A 16,522-nucleotide genomic window follows, 5' to 3' on the forward strand; every position below is an offset into this window, starting at 1 on the left:
TTCGACAGGAGGAGCCCACATGCCACAGAGCGACGTGCCGGACCGCGGAGGTCCGCTCGCCGAGGACGAGGCGGAGGATCTGCTGCGATGCATCTGCTTCAAGACCGGTCCCCCGCGCACGGTCGGTGTCGAACTGGAGTGGTTCGTCCATGACCTGCGCCTCCCCCGCCTCCCCGTCCCCGCCGACCGGCTCCGCACCGCCTTCGCCGCACTGCGGACCGTGCCGCTGGCGTCGGCACTCACCTTCGAACCCGGCGGGCAGCTGGAGCTCAGCTCGCCGCCCGCCGCGTCCCTCATGGAATGCGTCACCACCGTCTCGGCCGACCTGACGGCCGTACGGACCGCGCTGGCCGCCCAGGGCCTCACCCTCACCGGCGCCGGCACCGACCCCTGGCTCCCACCGCGCGACCGGCTGCTGCGCCGGCCGCGGTACGACGCGATGGAGACCTACCTGGACCGTACGGGCCCGGCCGGGCGCGCCATGATGCGCGACTCCGCCTCCGTGCAGGTCTGCCTCGACGCCGGTCACGAGGAGCCCGGTCCGCTGGGCTTCGAGCGGCGCTGGCGCCTGGCCCACCTGCTGGGCCCGGTGCTGGTCGCCGCGTTCGCCAACTCCCCCGTCCTGCACGGCAGGCCGTCCGGTCTGCGGTCCACCCGGCAGGGCCTGTGGGCCGACCTCGATCCGGTGCGCGCCACGGCGCCGGACACCCGCCGGGAGCCGCGTGCCGCGTGGGCGGCGCACGTCCTGGACACCCCGGTGATGTGCGTGCGGGGCGGGGACGGCGACGGCCCCTGGGCGGTGCCGGAGTCGCTGACGTTACGGCAGTGGCTGCGGCACGGGCGGCCGAGGCCCGCCACGCGCCAGGACCTCGACTACCACATCACGACCCTGTTCCCGCCGGTCCGGCCGCGGGGCCACCTCGAACTGCGCATGATCGACGCCCAGCCGGGCGAGGACGGCTGGATCGTCCCTCTCGCGGTCACCGCCGCGCTCTTCGACGACCCGGTGGCGGCCGAGGCCGCGTACCGCGTCGTCGAGCCCCTGGCGGCGGCCTCGGCCGACGCCCCGCCGCGGGACGCGCTGTGGCGCGGCGCCGCACGCGACGGGCTGACGGCGCCCGCGCTCCACGAGGCGGCCGTCGCCCTCTTCGCCCTCGCTCTGGACGCACTGCCCCGCAGGGGCGCAAGCACCGCCGTGCGGGACGCGGTCGCCGCGTTCCACGAACGGCACGTCCTGCGGGGCCGATGTCCCGCCGACGACCAGCCGATCCCCGTGACCACGTCCGGGGCGCCCGGGAAGGACATCCGTACATGACCGACCCCGAGAGGCTCAGGCGGCGGGCGCTGGACGCGCTCACCACCGCCCGGGCCCGCACCGCGCTGCTCACGAGCTGTGTCGACGACGCCGAACTGACCGCGCAGCACTCGCCGTTGATGTCGCCGCTGGTGTGGGACCTGGCGCACATCTCCAACCAGGAGGAGCAGTGGCTGTGGCGGGCCGTGGCGGGCCGTGAGGCGCTGCGCCCCGAGATCGACTCGATCTACGACGCGTTCGAGCACCCCAGGGCCGCCCGTCCCGCGCTGCCGCTGCTGGCGCCCGCGGAGACGCGCGCGTACGCCTCGGACGTACGCGGCCGGGTCCTCGACGTGCTGGAGCGCACCCCGCTGGAGGGCGGCCCGGCACTGGTCGATGCGGCGTTCGCGTTCGGGATGGTCGCCCAGCACGAGCAGCAGCACGACGAGACGATGCTGATCACCCACCAGTTGCGGCGCGGTCCCGCCGCGCTGGACGCGCCCGCCCCGCCGCCGGGCCCCGGGACGGCGGGTCTGCCGGCCGAAGTGCTGGTGCCGGGCGGCCCGTTCACCATGGGCACGTCGGCCGAGCCGTGGGCGCTGGACAACGAACGGCCGGCGCACACGCGCGTGGTGCCGGCCTTCTTCATCGACACGGTGCCGGTCACCAACGGCGCCTACATGGCGTTCATCGCCGACGGCGGCTACGGCGACGAGCGGTGGTGGGCGCCGGAGGGCTGGGCGCAGATCCGCGCGCACGGCATCGGCGCGCCGCTGTTCTGGCGCCGCGAGGGCGGGCAGTGGCTGCGCCGCCGGTTCGGTGTGGTGGAGCCGGTGCCGGAGGACGAACCGGTGCTGCACGTCAGCTGGTACGAGGCCGACGCGTACGCCCGCTGGGCCGGGCGCAGGCTGCCGACCGAGGAGGAGTGGGAGAAGGCCGCCCGCCACGACCCGGTGTCCGGGCGGTCGCTGCGCCACCCGTGGGGCGACGACGACCCGACGCCCGAGCACGCCAACCTGGGCCAGCGGCACCTGAGGCCCGCGCCGACGGGCAGCTACCCGGCCGGGCGGTCGCCGCTCGGGGTGCGGCAGTTGATCGGCGACGTGTGGGAGTGGACGTCCAGCGACTTCCTGCCGTACCCCGGTTTCGTCGCGTTCCCCTACCGGGAGTACTCGGAGGTGTTCTTCGGGCCGGGCCACAAGGTGCTGCGCGGCGGTTCGTTCGCCGTGGACCCGGTGGCGTGCCGGGGCACGTTCCGCAACTGGGACCTGCCGGTGCGGCGCCAGATATTCTCCGGGTTCCGCACCGCCAGGGACGCGGGGGCCGCCTGATGTGCCGTCATCTCGCCTATCTGGGGCCCGGCGTGCCCCTGCGCGACGTGCTGGTGAAGCCGGCGCACGCCCTGTACCGGCAGTCGTGGGAGCCGCGCCGGCAGAAGTACGGGACCGTGAACGCCGACGGCTTCGGCGTGGGCTGGTACGCGGACGGCGACCCGGTGCCGGCCCGCTACCGGCGCGCCGGGCCGATCTGGGCCGACCTGTCGTTCGCCGACCTGGCCCGCGTGGTGCGCAGCGGGGCCCTGCTGGCCGCCGTGCGGGACGCCACGCTGTCCGGCGCCGACGCGGAGGCCGCCGCCGCGCCGTACGCCGCCGGGCCGTGGCTGTTCAGCCACAACGGCGCGGTCAGGGGCTGGCCCGGGTCCCTGGGGCGGCTCGCCGCGGGGCTGCCGGCCGACGAGCTGCTGTCGCTGGAGGCCCGCAACGACTCCGCCCTGGTGTGGGCGCTGGTCCTGCACCGGCTGCGGGACGGTGACGAGCCCGGCCAGGCGCTGGCCGACACCGTGCTGGACGTCGCCGCCGAGGCGCCCGGCTCGCGGCTGAACCTGCTCCTCACCGACGGCGAGACCGTCTGCGCCACGGCGTGGGGCGACACCCTGTGGTACCTGGCCGAACCGGGCCGCCACCGCACGGTCGTCGCCTCCGAGCCGTACGACGACGATCCGGGCTGGCAGGAGGTCCCCGACCGGACCGTGCTCGCCGCGACCCGTACCGATGTCCTTCTCACCCCGCTCAAGGAGCCGTCCGAGTGAGCCCGTTCCTGGTTACCCGCACCCTGCCCGAGGACGCCACGGGCGCCGACCTGCGGGCCGACGTCCTGCACGGCCTGACCCGCACGCCGAAGGACCTGCCGCCCAAGTGGTTCTACGACGCCCGGGGCAGTGAACTGTTCGAGGAGATCACCCGGCTGCCCGAGTACTACCCGACACGGGCGGAGCGGGAGATCCTCGTCGCCCGGGCGGCGGAGATCGCCGCGGTCACCCGGGCGCGCACCCTGGTGGAACTGGGGTCGGGGTCGTCGGAGAAGACCCGTCACCTGATCGCCGCGCTGCTGCCGGGGCTGGAGAGCTACGTGCCGGTGGACGTGAGCGAGAGCGCGCTGCGCGGCGCCGCCGCGGCGCTGACCGCCGAACACCCGGCGCTCCAGGTGCACGCGCTGATCGCCGACTTCACCCGGGGCCTGGCGCTGCCCGGCACGCCGGGTCCCCGGCTCGTCGCCTTCCTCGGCGGCACGCTCGGCAATCTGCTGCCGGAGCAGCGGAAGGCGTTCCTGCGGTCGGTGCGCGCGCTGCTCGCGCCCGGCGACGCGCTGCTGCTCGGCACCGACCTGGTGAAGGACGAGCGGACGCTGGTCGCGGCGTACGACGACGCGGCGGGCGTGACGGCCGCGTTCAACAAGAACGTGCTGTCGGTGCTGGCCCGCGAACTGGGCGCCGACGTCGACCCGGACGACTTCGAGCACGTCGCCGTCTGGGACCGGGAGAACGAGTGGATCGAGATGCGGCTGCGGGCCCGCGGGCCGCTGACCGTGAAGATCCGCGAACTGGACCTGGCGGTCACCTTCGAGGCCGGTGAGGAGATGCGTACAGAGGTGTCGGCGAAGTTCCGTCAGGAGGGGGTGCGCGGCGAGCTGGCGGCCGCCGGGATGGAGCTGGCGCACTGGTGGACCGACGAGGCGGGGCGGTTCGCGCTGTCGCTGGCGACGGCCGTGTGAACGGCCCGCTGAGCCGCGGCGGCGAGTGAGCGGCGGTCGGTGTGGCGGCCGGCGGGGACCGGGGGCAGGATCCGGATCTCCGCGGTGAGCCCGTCGGCCGCCGCCACGCGCCACAGGGAGGCGAGGAGCGGGTCGTCGGCGACGAAGGCCGCCGGGCCGGTCGGACGGTAGGTGACGCGTACGGGCTGGACGGCGGCGCCGGCGTCCAGCGCCGCCTGGAACACGGCGGGCCGGAACCGGCCGTGGGCGCGCCCGCACCAGGTGGAGCCCTCGGGGAAGACGACCACGCGTGATCCGCCACGCAGGGCGTGCGCCAGCGCCCCGACCGTGCCGGGCAGGGCCCGCAGCCGGTCGCGTTCGAGGAACAGGGTGCCGCCGCGGGCGGCGATCGGGCCGAGCAGCGGCCAGTGCCGCACGTCGCTCTTGGCGAGCATCCGGCCGGGCAGGACGGCGGCGACCACCGGTATGTCGAGCCAGGAGACGTGGTTGGCGACGACCAGGCCGCGGCCGCCGTCCGGCCGGCCGACGACCCGCAGGCGGACCCCGAAGGCCCGGAGCACGGCCCGGCACCAGAGCCGGGTGGCCCGTTCGCGGCCGGGGCGCCCGAGGGGCGCGGTCAGCGGGGCGAGGAGCACCCCGGCGACGACGGTGCCCATACCGGCCGTCAGCCGGGCGACGGCCCGGCCTCGCGAGACCGCCGGGCGGGCCGTACGGGCGCACAGGCGGGGTGTGCAGGGTGCGGTGGGCAGCCACGGCGACGCGGGCGCGGGTCCGGTCACCGGGCGGGCGCGAGGGTGAGGAAGTGGCGCAGGTAGCGGGGGTCGGTGTGGCGCAGCGACAGCAGGACGAACAGGTCGGCGACGCCGAAGTCCACGTCGTGGGCGGGCGCCCCGCAGATCCGGGCGCCGAGCCGCAGGTAGCCGCGCAGCAGCGGCGGCAGTTCGGTGCGCCCGGCGGGACGGGCGACACCGTCGGCCGACCACAGCCGGTGCGGGGTGACCCAGTACTTCTCGGGCGCCAGGTGCTTGGCCCTGACGGTGTCCCAGGTCGCGGCGGCGAGGGCGCCGCCGTCGGCGAGCGGGACGGAGCAGCAGCCGGCCAGCCAGGTGTGGCCGGTGCGGACCATGTAGCGGGCGATGCCGGCCCAGATGAGGGAGATGACGGCGCCGTTGCGGTGGGCGGGGTGGACGCAGGAGCGGCCCACCTCGACGAGGTCGTCGCGGAGCGGCGCGAGGCGGCCGAGGTCGAACTCCCCCTCCGAGTACAGCCGGCCGGCGACGCGGGCCCGGTCGGGCGGGAGCAGGCGGTAGGTGCCGACGATGTCGCCGGTGGCCTCCTCCCGTACCAGCAGGTGGTCGCAGTACGCGTCGAACGCGTCGCCGTCGAGGCCCGGTTCCGGCCCGTCGAGCCGGGCGCCCAGTTCCCCGGCGAAGACCTGGTGGCGCAGTCGCTGGGCGGCCCGCACCTCCTCCTGCTCGCGGGCGAGGGCGACGACGTAGCGGGGCTGCGGCGCGGCGGGGTCGGCGGGGGCGTGGGCGAGCGTGGTGGGCGATGCGGGCATGGTGGTCTCCAGTGCCGGAGGGAAGGACCCGGACCGTGGCCGTGCCGGCCCGGCTCCTTACTTCTTCCGTGGCCGGCTGGATTCGACATGACCGCGCGGCGGAGCGTGGATGTGCGACGGCTGAATGCCCGGTACGCGACCGTGGCCGGCGCCCCGGGCCGGGACGGGCGGACGCGTCGGATCCGCGGCGCGGGGAAGGCTGGGGCGGGGGGACGCGTCGGATCCGCGGCGCGGGGAGGCTGAGCGGGACCGGGGCGTCCGCCGTCGCGGCCGCACGAACACGGCGTCCGCGACGGCACGGTGGGTGCACCGCCCGGACCGGCTCGCGCCGGCCCCCGGCGGGGGTCCGGCCCCGGACGGCCCGGACGGCCCGGACGGCCCGGACGGCCCGGGCACCCGGTCGCCCCGGCAGGCACGCCCCACCGGCCATGACCAGCCCCATCGGCCCCGGCCCCGGCCCCGCGACGACCGCAGGCCGAGCGCGCCGCCGCCACCGCCGGGCAGGGCGCGGCGAGCTCCGGGGGCCGGGCGCCGGGGCCGGGCGCCGGGCCGGGCGGATCAGCGGTCGTCGTTGAGGGTGGCGGTGATGCGGGCCGAGGCCGCCTTCGCCTCGCGCTCCGCGGACTTGCCCTCCAGGACCGCCGTCATGTACGGCTTGATCGGGTTGGCCGCCTCGACCGCGGCCCACTGCGGCGAGTTGGGCGTGGCCCGGCCGCGGGCGGCGCCGACGGCCATCGCCGCGGTCGCCTCCTGGCCGCGCACGGCGCCGGCCAGGGTCGACTTGTTGGGGACGTAGTTCATCGTGCGGGCGAGGTCCGTCTGCCACTTCTCGCCCGCCAGCGCCGCCACCACGTCCATCGCGGCGTCCCGGTCGCCGGAGTTGCGCGGGATGATCAGGTCGGAGCCGCCGGTGAACACCGCGCACGGCTCGTCGGCGGTGCGGCCGGGGATCGGGAAGAAGCCCACCTTGCCCTTGAGGGCGGGGTTGCGTTCCTCGATGGCGGCCGCGGCGCTCGGCGGAGCGATGATCTGGGCCACGTCGCCCCGGGCGAAGACCTGTGCCTGCGGCGGGTTCTCCTCGTCGGCGTTCCTGGGGCCGTCGCCGAGTGCCTGGAGCTCCTTGTAGACGGCCATGCCGCGCAGTGCGGCGGGGGTGTCCAGGGTGCCCGTCCACCTGCCGTTGCGCTCCACCGCGAGTTCACCGCCCTCGTCCCAGACGAAACCGGCGAGGGTGTACCAGTCCTGCCCGGCGAGGTAGATGCCCTGGGTGCCGCCGGGCCCGTCGTCGAGCTTCTCGGTGTCCTCCAGCCACTGTTCGCGGGTCCTGGGCGGTGCCTCGACGCCGGCCCGGTCGAACAGGTCCTTGTTGTAGATGACGACGCGGTTCGCGGCGTACCAGGGGATCCCGTACTGCGCGCCCCGGACCTTGCCGGGCTCGGCGAGGCCGGGCAGCCAGTCCTGGTAGCCGAGGTCCCGCACGGACTCCAGCGTCAGGTCGTGCAGCAGCTCCGTCTCGGCGTACTGGGCGACCTGGGTGTTGCCGACCTCGATGACGTCGGGGGCGTCCTCGCTCGCGAGCGCGGCCGTGACCTTCTTCCCGATGCCGGTCCACTCCTGGAAGGTGACGTCGAGCGTGACGCCGGGGTGCTCCTTCTCGTACGCGGTGGTGAACCGCTCCAGGAAGTCGTCGGACACGCTGCCCTTCATGAGCCAGACCGAGACCGTCCGGGCGCCTCCCTCCCCGTCGCCGCCGCCGGGCAGGACACCGCCGCACCCGGTCAGGCCGGGCACGGCCACGGAGACGAGCGCGCACGCCCAGACGGGCAGGCGCTTCTTCACGTAGGTCACAGAGGTCACCTTTTGCGTGTGCAGGGACAGTGGACCCGACGTGGGGGGAGGCGAAGCGGGTTCGCCGCGGGCGTGATGGCTGGGATTTTGGTATGGACCAACTGGCGGGTCAAGGGGGAGGCGGCTCCGGGCACCACACCCGGGGCCCGCATGCCGCGCGGACCTCGGCGTCGTGGTGCACCGTGGAAGGAGGCACCGGGCGATGACGACCTGGCGAACGAGGAGACCCCCATGTCGCACCACACCTACCGCGTCACCGAGATCGTCGGCACCTCGCACGAAGGCGTGGACGACGCGATGCGCAACGGCATCGCGCGCGCCTCCGAGACCCTGCGCAACCTGGACTGGTTCGAGGTGACGCAGGTCAGGGGGCACATCGAGGACGGACGCATCGCCCATTACCAGGTCGGGATGAAGGTCGGCTTCCGCCTGGAGGAGCCCACCGAGGGAACCGGCTGACCGCCGACCGGCCGCACACGAGCCCATCCCCTCCGAAGGCATCCGAAGGCCCGCCCGGGCACGGCCCTCCGGCTCAGGTGCGGCCCTCCTTCTCCTGGGCCTCCACCAGGGCCTCGGAACTGTCCGCCCAGCGGGCCCGTACGACCCGGTATCCCGCCCGTTCGGCGGCGTCGCACACCAGCTCGTCGTCGTCGACGAGCATGCGGACCTCACGGGTGCCGGAGAGGCGACGCAGGACCTCCAGCTTGGTGACCCGGGCGGGCCTGCGGTCCTGGTTGCCGCGCATGTGGATCGGGCCCTCGGGCAGGCCGTGCTCGGCCAGCCAGGCGACGGTGTCCCGGCGGCACCGCTCGGGACGGCCGGTGAGGTACACCACGTCGCACTCCTCGGCGGCCTCCAGGCACAGCTCCACGCCCCGGGCGAGCGGCGGGTCCTGCGGGGCGGCGGCGAAGAAGGCGTCCCAGTCGCGCGGGCGGCGCTCCAGAAAGCCCTGCCGGTGCCGGGCGTCGGAGAGGGTGTTGTCCAGGTCGAAGACGGCCAGTGGCCTGCTGTTTCGCGTCACGGGGCCCAGCGTAGGGAATCCCCGCCGGGCGGAGGTGTTGAACAGGGGCGTGAGCTCATCGATCGCCAAGACACGTCTGTCGGTACTGGACCGGTCCCGCACCCGCGAGGGGGAGGACGGCGGGTCCGCCCTGCGCGCCACCGTGTCCCTCGCCCGCGAGCTGGAGGGGCTCGGCTACCACCGCTTCTGGGTGTCGGAGCACCACGGCGTGCCGGGGGTCGCGGGTTCGGCGCCGACCGTGCTGGCGGCCGCCGTGGCCGCCGCGACGAGCACCATCCGGGTGGGCACGGGCGGGGTGATGCTGCCGAACCATCAGCCCATGGTGGTGGCCGAGCAGTTCGGGGTGCTGGAGTCCCTCTTCCCGGGGCGGATCGACATGGGACTGGGCCGTTCGGTGGGGTTCACGGACGGTGTCCGGCGGGCGCTGGGCCGCGGCAAGCAGGACGCCGACGACTTCGCGGGGCAGCTGGACGAGCTGCTGGGCTGGTTCACGGGCTCGCAGCGGGCGCACCCGCAGGTATACGCGCGGCCCGCCGAGGGGTTGCGGGTGCCGCCGTACGTCCTGGCCACCGGCGAGGGCGCGGCCGTCGCCGCCGCGGCGGGTCTGCCGCTGGTGATCGGCGACCTGAGGGGGCGGGCGAAGGTGGTGGCGGCGGTCGAGCGGTACCGCGCGGAATTCCGGCCCTCCGTCTGGTCCCCGGAGCCGTACGTGGTGGTGGCGGGTACCGTCGCGGTCGCCGCGACCGAGGAGGAGGCGGCTCGGCTGCTGATGCCGGAGGCCTGGGCGCTGGCGTACTCCCGTACGCGGGGCGTGTTCCCGCCGCTGGAGCCGCCGGAGCGGATCGGCTCGCGGGCGATGACGGACAGGCAGCGGGAGTTCTACGCGTCGGGGCTGCGCGGGCACATCCACGGCACCGAGGAGCAGGTGCGGGACGCGCTGGAGCGGGCGGTGGCGGAGACGGCGGCCGACGAGGTCCTGGTGACGACGAGCACGTACGACCGTGCGGCGCTGCTGGACTCGTACGCCAGGCTCGCCCGGGTCGCGGGCCTGACCAGGGCGGACACCTGGACTGGCGGGCATGTCCGGCCCTCATGACCTTGATCCGTGCATCCGCGTCCGGGGCGCCCGGGAGCACAACCTGCGCGGGGTGGACGTGGACGTCCCGCGTGACGCGCTCGTCGTGTTCACAGGGGTCTCCGGTTCGGGCAAGTCGTCGCTCGCGTTCGGGACGATCTACGCGGAGGCGCAGCGGCGGTACTTCGAGTCGGTCGCGCCGTACGCCCGACGGTTGATCCACCAGGTCGGGGCGCCGAAGGTCGGGCGGATCACCGGTCTGCCGCCCGCGGTGTCGCTGGAGCAGCGCCGCTCGTCGCCGCAGGCGCGGTCCTCCGTCGGTACGGTCACCACGCTGTCGAACTCGCTGCGGATGCTGTTCTCGCGGGCGGGCGACCACCCGCCGGGCGCCGAGCGGCTGGACTCGGACGCCTTCTCGCCGAACACGGCCGCCGGGGCGTGCCCCGAGTGCCACGGCCTGGGCCGGGTGCACAGCACCCGCGAGGAGCTGCTGGTGCCGGATCCCGGGCTGTCGATCCGGGAGGGGGCCATCGCGGCCTGGCCGGGCGCCTGGCAGGGCAAGAACCTGCGGGACGTGCTGGACGCCCTGGGGTACGACGTCGACCGGCCGTGGCGGGAGCTGTCCCGCGAGGACCGGGAGTGGATCCTGTTCACCGACGAGCGGCCGGTGGTCACCGTGCACCCGGTGCGGGAGGCGGGCCGCATCCAGCGCCCCTACCAGGGCACGTACACCAGTGCGCGGCGGTACGTGCTGCACACGTTCGCCGACTCGAAGAGCCGGACGCTGCGGGCGAGGGCGGAACGGTTCCTGGAGAGCGCGCCCTGCCCGGTGTGCGGCGGGAGCCGGCTGCGGCCCGAGGCCCTGGCCGTCACCTTCGCGGGCCGGACGATCGCCGAGCTGGCGGCCCTGCCGCTGACCGAGCTCGCCGGGGTCCTCTCGTACGCGGGCGAAGGCGGCGGTGACGCGGGCGGCGACGGCGGCGGCGCCGGCGAGGAGACCGCGCGGGTGCTGACCGCCGACCTGGCGGCCCGGATCGGCACGGTCACGGAGCTGGGTCTCGGGTATCTGAGCCTGGACCGGCCGACGCCGACCCTCTCCCCCGGTGAGCTGCAGCGGTTGCGGCTGGCCACCCAGCTGCGCTCGGGCCTGTTCGGGGTCGTGTACGTGCTGGACGAGCCGTCGGCGGGGCTGCACCCGGCCGACACGGAGGCGCTGCTGGTGGTGCTGGACCGGCTGAAGGCGGCGGGCAACTCGGTGCTCGTGGTGGAGCACCACCTGGGCGTGGTGCGGCGGGCCGACTGGCTGGTGGACGTGGGACCGCGGGCGGGCGAGCACGGCGGGCGGGTGCTGCACAGCGGCCCGCCGGAGGAGCTGCGCGCGGTCGGGGAGTCGGTGACGCGCCGGTACCTCTTCGACCGCGGCGCGGCGCCCGCGCGGGCGGTGCGGGAGCCGTCGGGGTGGCTGAGGGTCGGGCCGGTCACGCGGCACAATCTGCGGGGCCTGGAGGCCGAGCTGCCGCTGGGCACGCTGACGGCGGTGACGGGGGTGTCCGGTTCGGGCAAGTCGACCCTGGTGGGCGAGCTGACCGGCGACCTGCCGGGGGTGGGCCGCCTGGTCACGGTGGACCAGCGCCCGATCGGCCGGACGCCGCGCTCGAACCTGGCGACGTACACGGGACTGTTCGACGTGGTCCGCCGGGTGTTCACGGCCACGGAGGAGGCCCGGGCGCGCGGTTACGCGGCGGGGCGGTTCTCGTTCAACGTGGCGGGCGGGCGGTGCGAGACGTGCCGGGGCGAGGGGTTCGTCTCGGTGGAGCTGCTGTTCCTGCCCAGTACGTACGCCCCGTGCCCCGACTGCGGCGGTGCCCGCTACAACCCGGAGACGCTCCGGGTGCGGTACCGGGGGCGGAACATCGCCGAGGTGCTGGACCTGACGGTGGAGGCGGCTGCGGAGTTCTTCGCGGACACCCCCGGCGCCGTCCGCAGCCTCGGCGCCCTGCTCGACGTGGGCCTCGGCCACCTGCGGCTGGGGCAGCCGGCGACGGAGCTGTCGGGCGGCGAGGCCCAGCGGATCAAGCTGGCCGCCGAACTCCAGCGCGCGCGCCGCGGCCACACCCTGTACGTGCTGGACGAGCCCACGACAGGGCTCCACCCGGCGGACGTCGAGGTGCTGATGCGGCAACTGAACGGACTGGTCGACGCCGGCCACTCGGTGGTGGTCGTCGAGCACGACATGGACGTGGTGGCGGGCGCCGACTGGGTCGTCGACCTCGGCCCGGGCGGCGGCGACGAGGGCGGCCGTGTCGTCGCCGCCGGCACCCCCGCGGAGGTGTCGCGTTCGACGGCCGGCCGCACCGCGCCGTACCTGGCGGCGGCCCTGGGGGGCTGCCGCGGCAGCGGTCCCTGATCCGACGGCGGCCCGCTCTCCGGAGGTGCGTGGCCGCATCGTCGCAACCGTCGCCCGCCACCCGCTCCCCCTCGCGCACGATCGTGGGCTCAGCGCCCGTACTGTGCCCGTACCGGCCGGCTGACGAGCCGCATGCACGGGGATTTCCGATGTGCCTGGAGGGGCGATGTTGCGTCTGGGAGTGTTGAGTACGGTCTTCGTGGTGGAGAGGCTCGCCGGGACACGGGAGCCTCCCGCCGGCGCCTGGCACGCCCTCGTGCGTGCTCCGGAAGGCCTGACCGTGGTGCGGGGCGCCGGGGCCGAAACCGCCGCGGAGGACCGATGGACGGGTCTGTACGACGTGGACGCTGGACATGGTCTGGACACGCCCGGGTTGCTGGCCTCCGTGGTCGGGCCACTGGCGGAGGCGGAGGTGCCGGTCTTCGTGGTCTCGACGTACGACGCCGACCTGGTGCTCGTGCCCGCGCGCCGAACGGACGACATGGTCGTGGCGCTGGAGGCGGCGGGACACGAGCTGGTGCGTGACGACACGCGCTGGGACGCCCTGGCCCGGAGCTGACGCCGCGGGTCCGCGACGTGGTCACATGTCGCGGACGGCGTGGAGGGCGTCCGCCGCGATGCGGTGGAGTGCCTCGGGGTCGGCTGCGTAGATGCCTTCCTCACGGGGCGCGTGGAGGACGAGGTGGGTGATGCCCGCCTTCGCGTAGGACTCGGCCATCTTGAGGAAGGCGTCCGGTGTGGACAGGAAGTCGCCCGCCGGATCCGTGACGACGAAGATGCGATCCACTTCGTCGACGTCGCGGCCCGAGCGGCCGCAGGCCTCACTCAAGGCGGCGACCTGCGCCGCGACCGCCTCCAGGCACTCCTCCGGGGTGAACCCCCGTGCCCAGTCGGTCGGCCCTGTCGTCACCCAGGCCTGTCCGTACCGTGCGGCCAGCGCGAGTCCCCTGGGCCCGGTGGCGGCGATGGCCATCGGGAGGCGGGGGCGCTGAACGCACCCGGGGATCATGCGGGCTTCGTACGCGGAGAAGTGCGTCCCCGTGAAGGTGGTGACCGGGTTGCGCAGCAGTTCGTCCGTGAGCTGCACGAACTCCTCGAAGCGCTCGGTGCGTTCGCGCCGGGAGAAGGTGTCCTGGGTCAGGACGTTCGAGTCGCCCGCGCCGACCGATCCGGTTCCGACGCCCAGGACGAACCGGCCTCCCGAGATGTCGTCGAGGGCGATGGCGTCCTTGGCCGCGCCGACCGGATGGCGGAAGTTGGGTGAGGTGACCAGCGTCCCGAGCGTGGCTCTGCTCGTGACGCCGGCCGCCGCGGCGAGGACCGGAAAGGTGGAGAGCCAGGGGCCGTCCTTCAGGCTGCGCCACGACAGATGGTCGTAGGTCCACAGGGAGTCGTAACCCAGCTCGTCGCAGGTACGCCATGTGTGGGCGGCTTGCGCCCATCGCTTCTCCGGCAGGATCAGGACACCTGTACGCATGATCGAGTCCCTTCAGCTGTCGAGGAAGGCATCGGCTTCCACTTCCACCAGCAGCGAGGGATGCGCCAAGGCCGAGACCTCGACGATCGTGCTGGCGGGGAGGATTCCGGCGAAGAAACTCAGGTGTACGCGACCGATGGCCTCGAGTTCACTGATGTCCGTGACGTAGAAACGGGTCCTGACGACGTCCTGGAGTGAGGCACCGGCCTCTTCCAGTGCGTCCTTGATCCGCTGTAGGCACTCGGCGGTCTGGGCCACGATGTCGGGGCCGCCGACCGGTCCTTCCGGCGCCGAGGCCGTACACCCGGCGACCGTCACGCAGGGCCCCACACGAACGGCGCGAGAATACCCGAAGATCTTCTCGAAATGTGTTCCCGCGGCGATCAGCTGGCGCTTCGACATAATGGCTCCCTATTTCTCCTACCGGCTCTCACCGCCGACGGATTCGGCTTCCGACTATGTCAAAGCCTGCCCCCGCGTTCCGCGTTGTCGGCGAGGTGATGTCCCGCCGGCGAGACGCTGCACCACGAAATTCGATCCCCCGGTTCTCGAACACCGCACCGCGGTCGAGTCGGAAGTACGTTTACGGTCGTCGGCCGCCACATCCCGGCCCATGTCACCGTCACGGAGTCCGACTCCTTCTCTCCCACAGGAAGCACTCATGAATCTGTCAGAGAACAGAGCTCTCTCCACCGCTGCGCCGACGGCGGGGCGTTGGGGATACGGCGGGCATCTCTACGGTCTGGAGCCCCTGGCACTCCCCGCCACGTTCCTCGGCCGGGACACCGGCGACGGTCCCCCGTACGACCCGGATGACGATCCGCTCGCCTCGGGCGCCCTGCTGCCGGAGTTCGAGCCGGCCATGGGCGCCGACCTGATGCCGTACGACGAGGGCGAGCTGGAACGGCTCTTCTGGTTCCGGTGGATCACCGGCCATCAGACCACCTTCGCGGTATGGCAGGTGCTGAGTGCGGTTCTCGAGGAGGGAAAGGACCCGGGTGCGGACGGCGACGGGCTCGCCCGTGCGGCAAGCTGCCTGGTTCGCACCTATTCCTTGATGCTGCTGTACGCGAGCTCCACGCCGCAGGACATGTACGAGCGGGTCATCAGAGACCCGATGGCGCGGCAGCATCCCAATCTCAGCGGCTCCTGGGCCCGCGATTACGCCGGGGTCCGCCCTCTCATCCGTGGAAAGGTCTCCCTCGGAAGTGAGGCCGCGGCAGCCGACCTGGCCTTCGAGTGCGATCTCAACGAGCGCATACACAAGGGCATCGCGGCGCGGGTCGTCCCGTCCGGAGTGTCCTTGCTCCTGACGCCCGGCGTGCGGCAGCGAACGAGGGAACTCCGGAGGGAGACCCTTCTCTGGTTGTACGACGGCATTTTTCTGACGACCAGGATGCCGGTTTCCTACACGACGGTGGTGCGCCAGCTCGTCCGCCGGATCCAGGCGATCCACCTCGACGTCTCGGCGAACGGCCTGTATCCCGCCCGCGCGCGGAACACCGCCCCCGAGCCCGCCGAGTTGTCGACCGACGACGTCAGGGAACTCAAGGCGTCGTTCATCTCCACGCTGCAGGAGCTGACCGACCTCCTCGGCGCCCCCGCATGCGCGTCGAGGCGCGCAGCCCAGTGACCGAACGTGCATTTCCCAGCCGCGACATTCAAAGGGGTAGGTGTTCCATGGGTACTGCCGAACAACGGCTTTCCGAAGAGGCGCAGTATTGCGCCGACACGTTCAACGGAGCCATCGCCTCGGCCGCGATCAGCGCGGCCTGGGAGATCGGCCTCCTCGACGAGCTCGAGCGGGCCGGCCGGGTCGGCATAGCGGAGTTCTCCGCGACGGCGGGAGCCGATCCGGGTGTGGTGCGAGCCCTTCTCGTCGCACTCTCCTCCCGGCGGATCGTGACGCTCGGCCCCGAGCGGACCGAGGCGGCCACGGGTGCCGGGTTCGCGGACGCCTACCGCACCAAGGGCTTCTTCTACTGGCTGACGCGCGGCTGCGGCGAGCTCCTGACGACCCTGCCGGCCAAGGTCCTGGAGCACGACAGAGAGGGAGACTTCGTCCGGCGGGATTCCCGCGCCATCAGCGTCGCCTGCCGCAACATCGCCCGCACGTTCTTCGACCCGCCGTTGCGCGAGCTGCTGGAGACCGTGGAGTGCACGACCGTCGCGGACCTCGGCTGCGGAAGTTCCGACCGCCTCATCATGCTGGCCGACCTGATGCCCGAGACACGGGGCATCGGCATCGATGTCGCCGCCGGTGCGATCACCGTCTCCAAGGAGGCCATCGCGGCGGCGGGTATGGAGGACCGGATCGCCTTGGTGCAGGACGACGTGCTGAATCTGTCTCCCCGCGACGAGTACGCGGACGTGGACCTTCTGACGTGCTTCCTCATGGGGCACGACTTCTGGCCGCGCGACAACGCCGTCACGACGCTGCGCCGGCTGCGCGAGACCTTCCCGAACGCCAAGAACCTCGTCATCGGTGACACGTGCCGCTCGACCGACGTCCACGGCCCCGAGCACGGCATGTTCACGCTCGGGTTCGAGACCGTGCACACGGTGATGGACCAGTACATCCCCACGCTCGACGAGTGGTCGTCCGTACTGGAGGAGAGCGGCTGGCGCATCGCCGACCGCCGCATGATCGACCTTCCGGCCTTCAGCTTCATCTACCGGCTCACCCCCGCCTAGGACGCCGGCGGACGCGAAGCGTTCCGGAGGACCTGACAGCCGGTCCGATCCATCGGAGCCGTCGTCGGCGAACACCTCATCAGTCGCACATCCG

Annotated in this window: 16 protein-coding genes; 10 read left to right on the top strand and 6 right to left on the bottom strand. The window is 73.5% G+C overall.

Features of this window, described 5'->3' with window-relative positions; all coding sequences use genetic code 11:
- The first annotated feature begins 19 nt into the window (after positions 1–19).
- Genes egtA through egtD form a run of 4 tightly spaced genes read left to right on the top strand, consistent with a single transcriptional unit; the run spans position 20 to position 4,345 of the window.
- A complete protein-coding gene (gene egtA / locus A4V12_RS30385; protein ID WP_064072685.1) occupies positions 20–1,315 on the top strand; it encodes an ergothioneine biosynthesis glutamate--cysteine ligase EgtA in 1,296 nt (431 codons plus the stop codon).
- Positions 1,312–2,625 (top strand): ergothioneine biosynthesis protein EgtB, encoded by a 1,314-nt coding sequence (egtB, locus tag A4V12_RS30390; RefSeq protein ID WP_064072686.1) that lies wholly within the window; start codon positions 1,312–1,314, stop codon positions 2,623–2,625. Before egtA ends, egtB begins: the two co-directional genes overlap by 4 nt.
- Positions 2,625–3,383 (top strand): ergothioneine biosynthesis protein EgtC, encoded by a 759-nt coding sequence (egtC, locus tag A4V12_RS30395; protein ID WP_064072687.1) that lies wholly within the window; start codon positions 2,625–2,627, stop codon positions 3,381–3,383. The genes egtB and egtC overlap by 1 nt, the downstream gene beginning before the upstream one ends.
- Positions 3,380–4,345, top strand: a complete 966-nt coding sequence (egtD, locus tag A4V12_RS30400) for an L-histidine N(alpha)-methyltransferase (RefSeq protein ID WP_064072688.1) — start codon at positions 3,380–3,382, stop codon at positions 4,343–4,345. The genes egtC and egtD overlap by 4 nt, the downstream gene beginning before the upstream one ends.
- Here the strand turns inward: egtD and A4V12_RS30405 are convergent.
- The 3 genes from A4V12_RS30405 to A4V12_RS30415 form a co-directional block, all read right to left on the bottom strand.
- Positions 4,240–5,124, bottom strand: a complete 885-nt coding sequence (locus A4V12_RS30405) for a lysophospholipid acyltransferase family protein (protein WP_064072689.1) — start codon at positions 5,122–5,124, stop codon at positions 4,240–4,242. The two genes, egtD and A4V12_RS30405, sit on opposite strands and share 106 nt — an antisense overlap.
- Entirely contained in the window at positions 5,121–5,906 is a 786-nt protein-coding gene (locus A4V12_RS30410; RefSeq protein ID WP_064072690.1) for a GNAT family N-acetyltransferase, read from the bottom strand. Before A4V12_RS30410 ends, A4V12_RS30405 begins: the two co-directional genes overlap by 4 nt.
- Before the next feature lie 558 nt (positions 5,907–6,464).
- Complete coding sequence (locus A4V12_RS30415; protein ID WP_064072728.1) at positions 6,465–7,745, bottom strand: extracellular solute-binding protein; 1,281 nt, start codon at positions 7,743–7,745, stop codon at positions 6,465–6,467.
- Positions 7,746–7,985: 240 nt separating this feature from the next.
- Between A4V12_RS30415 and A4V12_RS30420 the strand changes: the two genes are divergently transcribed.
- Positions 7,986–8,213, top strand: a complete 228-nt coding sequence (locus tag A4V12_RS30420) for a dodecin (RefSeq protein ID WP_064072691.1) — start codon at positions 7,986–7,988, stop codon at positions 8,211–8,213.
- 73 nt (positions 8,214–8,286) lie between these two features.
- On the opposite strand, the gene A4V12_RS30425 is transcribed toward A4V12_RS30420, so the two are convergent.
- Positions 8,287–8,775, bottom strand: coding sequence for an LNS2 domain-containing protein (locus A4V12_RS30425; RefSeq protein WP_064072729.1), 489 nt, complete (start codon positions 8,773–8,775; stop codon positions 8,287–8,289).
- 49 nt (positions 8,776–8,824) lie between these two features.
- On the opposite strand from A4V12_RS30425, the gene A4V12_RS30430 reads away from it, so the two are divergent.
- The 3 genes from A4V12_RS30430 to A4V12_RS30440 all read left to right on the top strand — a co-directional run bounded on the left by A4V12_RS30430 (position 8,825) and on the right by A4V12_RS30440 (position 12,816).
- Complete coding sequence (locus tag A4V12_RS30430) at positions 8,825–9,871, top strand: MsnO8 family LLM class oxidoreductase (protein ID WP_064072692.1); 1,047 nt, start codon at positions 8,825–8,827, stop codon at positions 9,869–9,871.
- Positions 9,855–12,257, top strand: coding sequence for an ATP-binding cassette domain-containing protein (locus A4V12_RS30435; protein ID WP_064072693.1), 2,403 nt, complete (start codon positions 9,855–9,857; stop codon positions 12,255–12,257). The genes A4V12_RS30430 and A4V12_RS30435 overlap by 17 nt, the downstream gene beginning before the upstream one ends.
- A 166-nt stretch (positions 12,258–12,423) precedes the next feature.
- Positions 12,424–12,816 (top strand): ACT domain-containing protein, encoded by a 393-nt coding sequence (locus A4V12_RS30440; RefSeq protein WP_064072694.1) that lies wholly within the window; start codon positions 12,424–12,426, stop codon positions 12,814–12,816.
- Between the two features lie 21 nt (positions 12,817–12,837).
- On the opposite strand, the gene A4V12_RS30445 is transcribed toward A4V12_RS30440, so the two are convergent.
- Complete coding sequence (locus tag A4V12_RS30445; RefSeq protein WP_064072695.1) at positions 12,838–13,734, bottom strand: LLM class flavin-dependent oxidoreductase; 897 nt, start codon at positions 13,732–13,734, stop codon at positions 12,838–12,840.
- A gap of 12 nt (positions 13,735–13,746) precedes the next feature.
- Positions 13,747–14,136 (bottom strand): RidA family protein, encoded by a 390-nt coding sequence (locus A4V12_RS30450; protein ID WP_199831426.1) that lies wholly within the window; start codon positions 14,134–14,136, stop codon positions 13,747–13,749.
- 259 nt (positions 14,137–14,395) lie between these two features.
- Between A4V12_RS30450 and A4V12_RS30455 the strand changes: the two genes are divergently transcribed.
- Together A4V12_RS30455 and A4V12_RS30460 are read left to right on the top strand one after the other, a co-directional pair.
- Entirely contained in the window at positions 14,396–15,367 is a 972-nt protein-coding gene (locus tag A4V12_RS30455; RefSeq protein ID WP_064072697.1) for a hypothetical protein, read from the top strand.
- 47 nt (positions 15,368–15,414) lie between these two features.
- Positions 15,415–16,428: a class I SAM-dependent methyltransferase gene (locus A4V12_RS30460; RefSeq protein WP_064072698.1), complete on the top strand. Its 1,014-nt coding sequence runs from the start codon at positions 15,415–15,417 to the stop codon at positions 16,426–16,428.
- The last annotated feature ends 94 nt before the right edge of the window (positions 16,429–16,522 follow it).

The organism is Streptomyces noursei (assembly GCF_001646665.1).
Taxonomy (GTDB): domain Bacteria; phylum Actinomycetota; class Actinomycetes; order Streptomycetales; family Streptomycetaceae; genus Streptomyces; species Streptomyces lavendulocolor.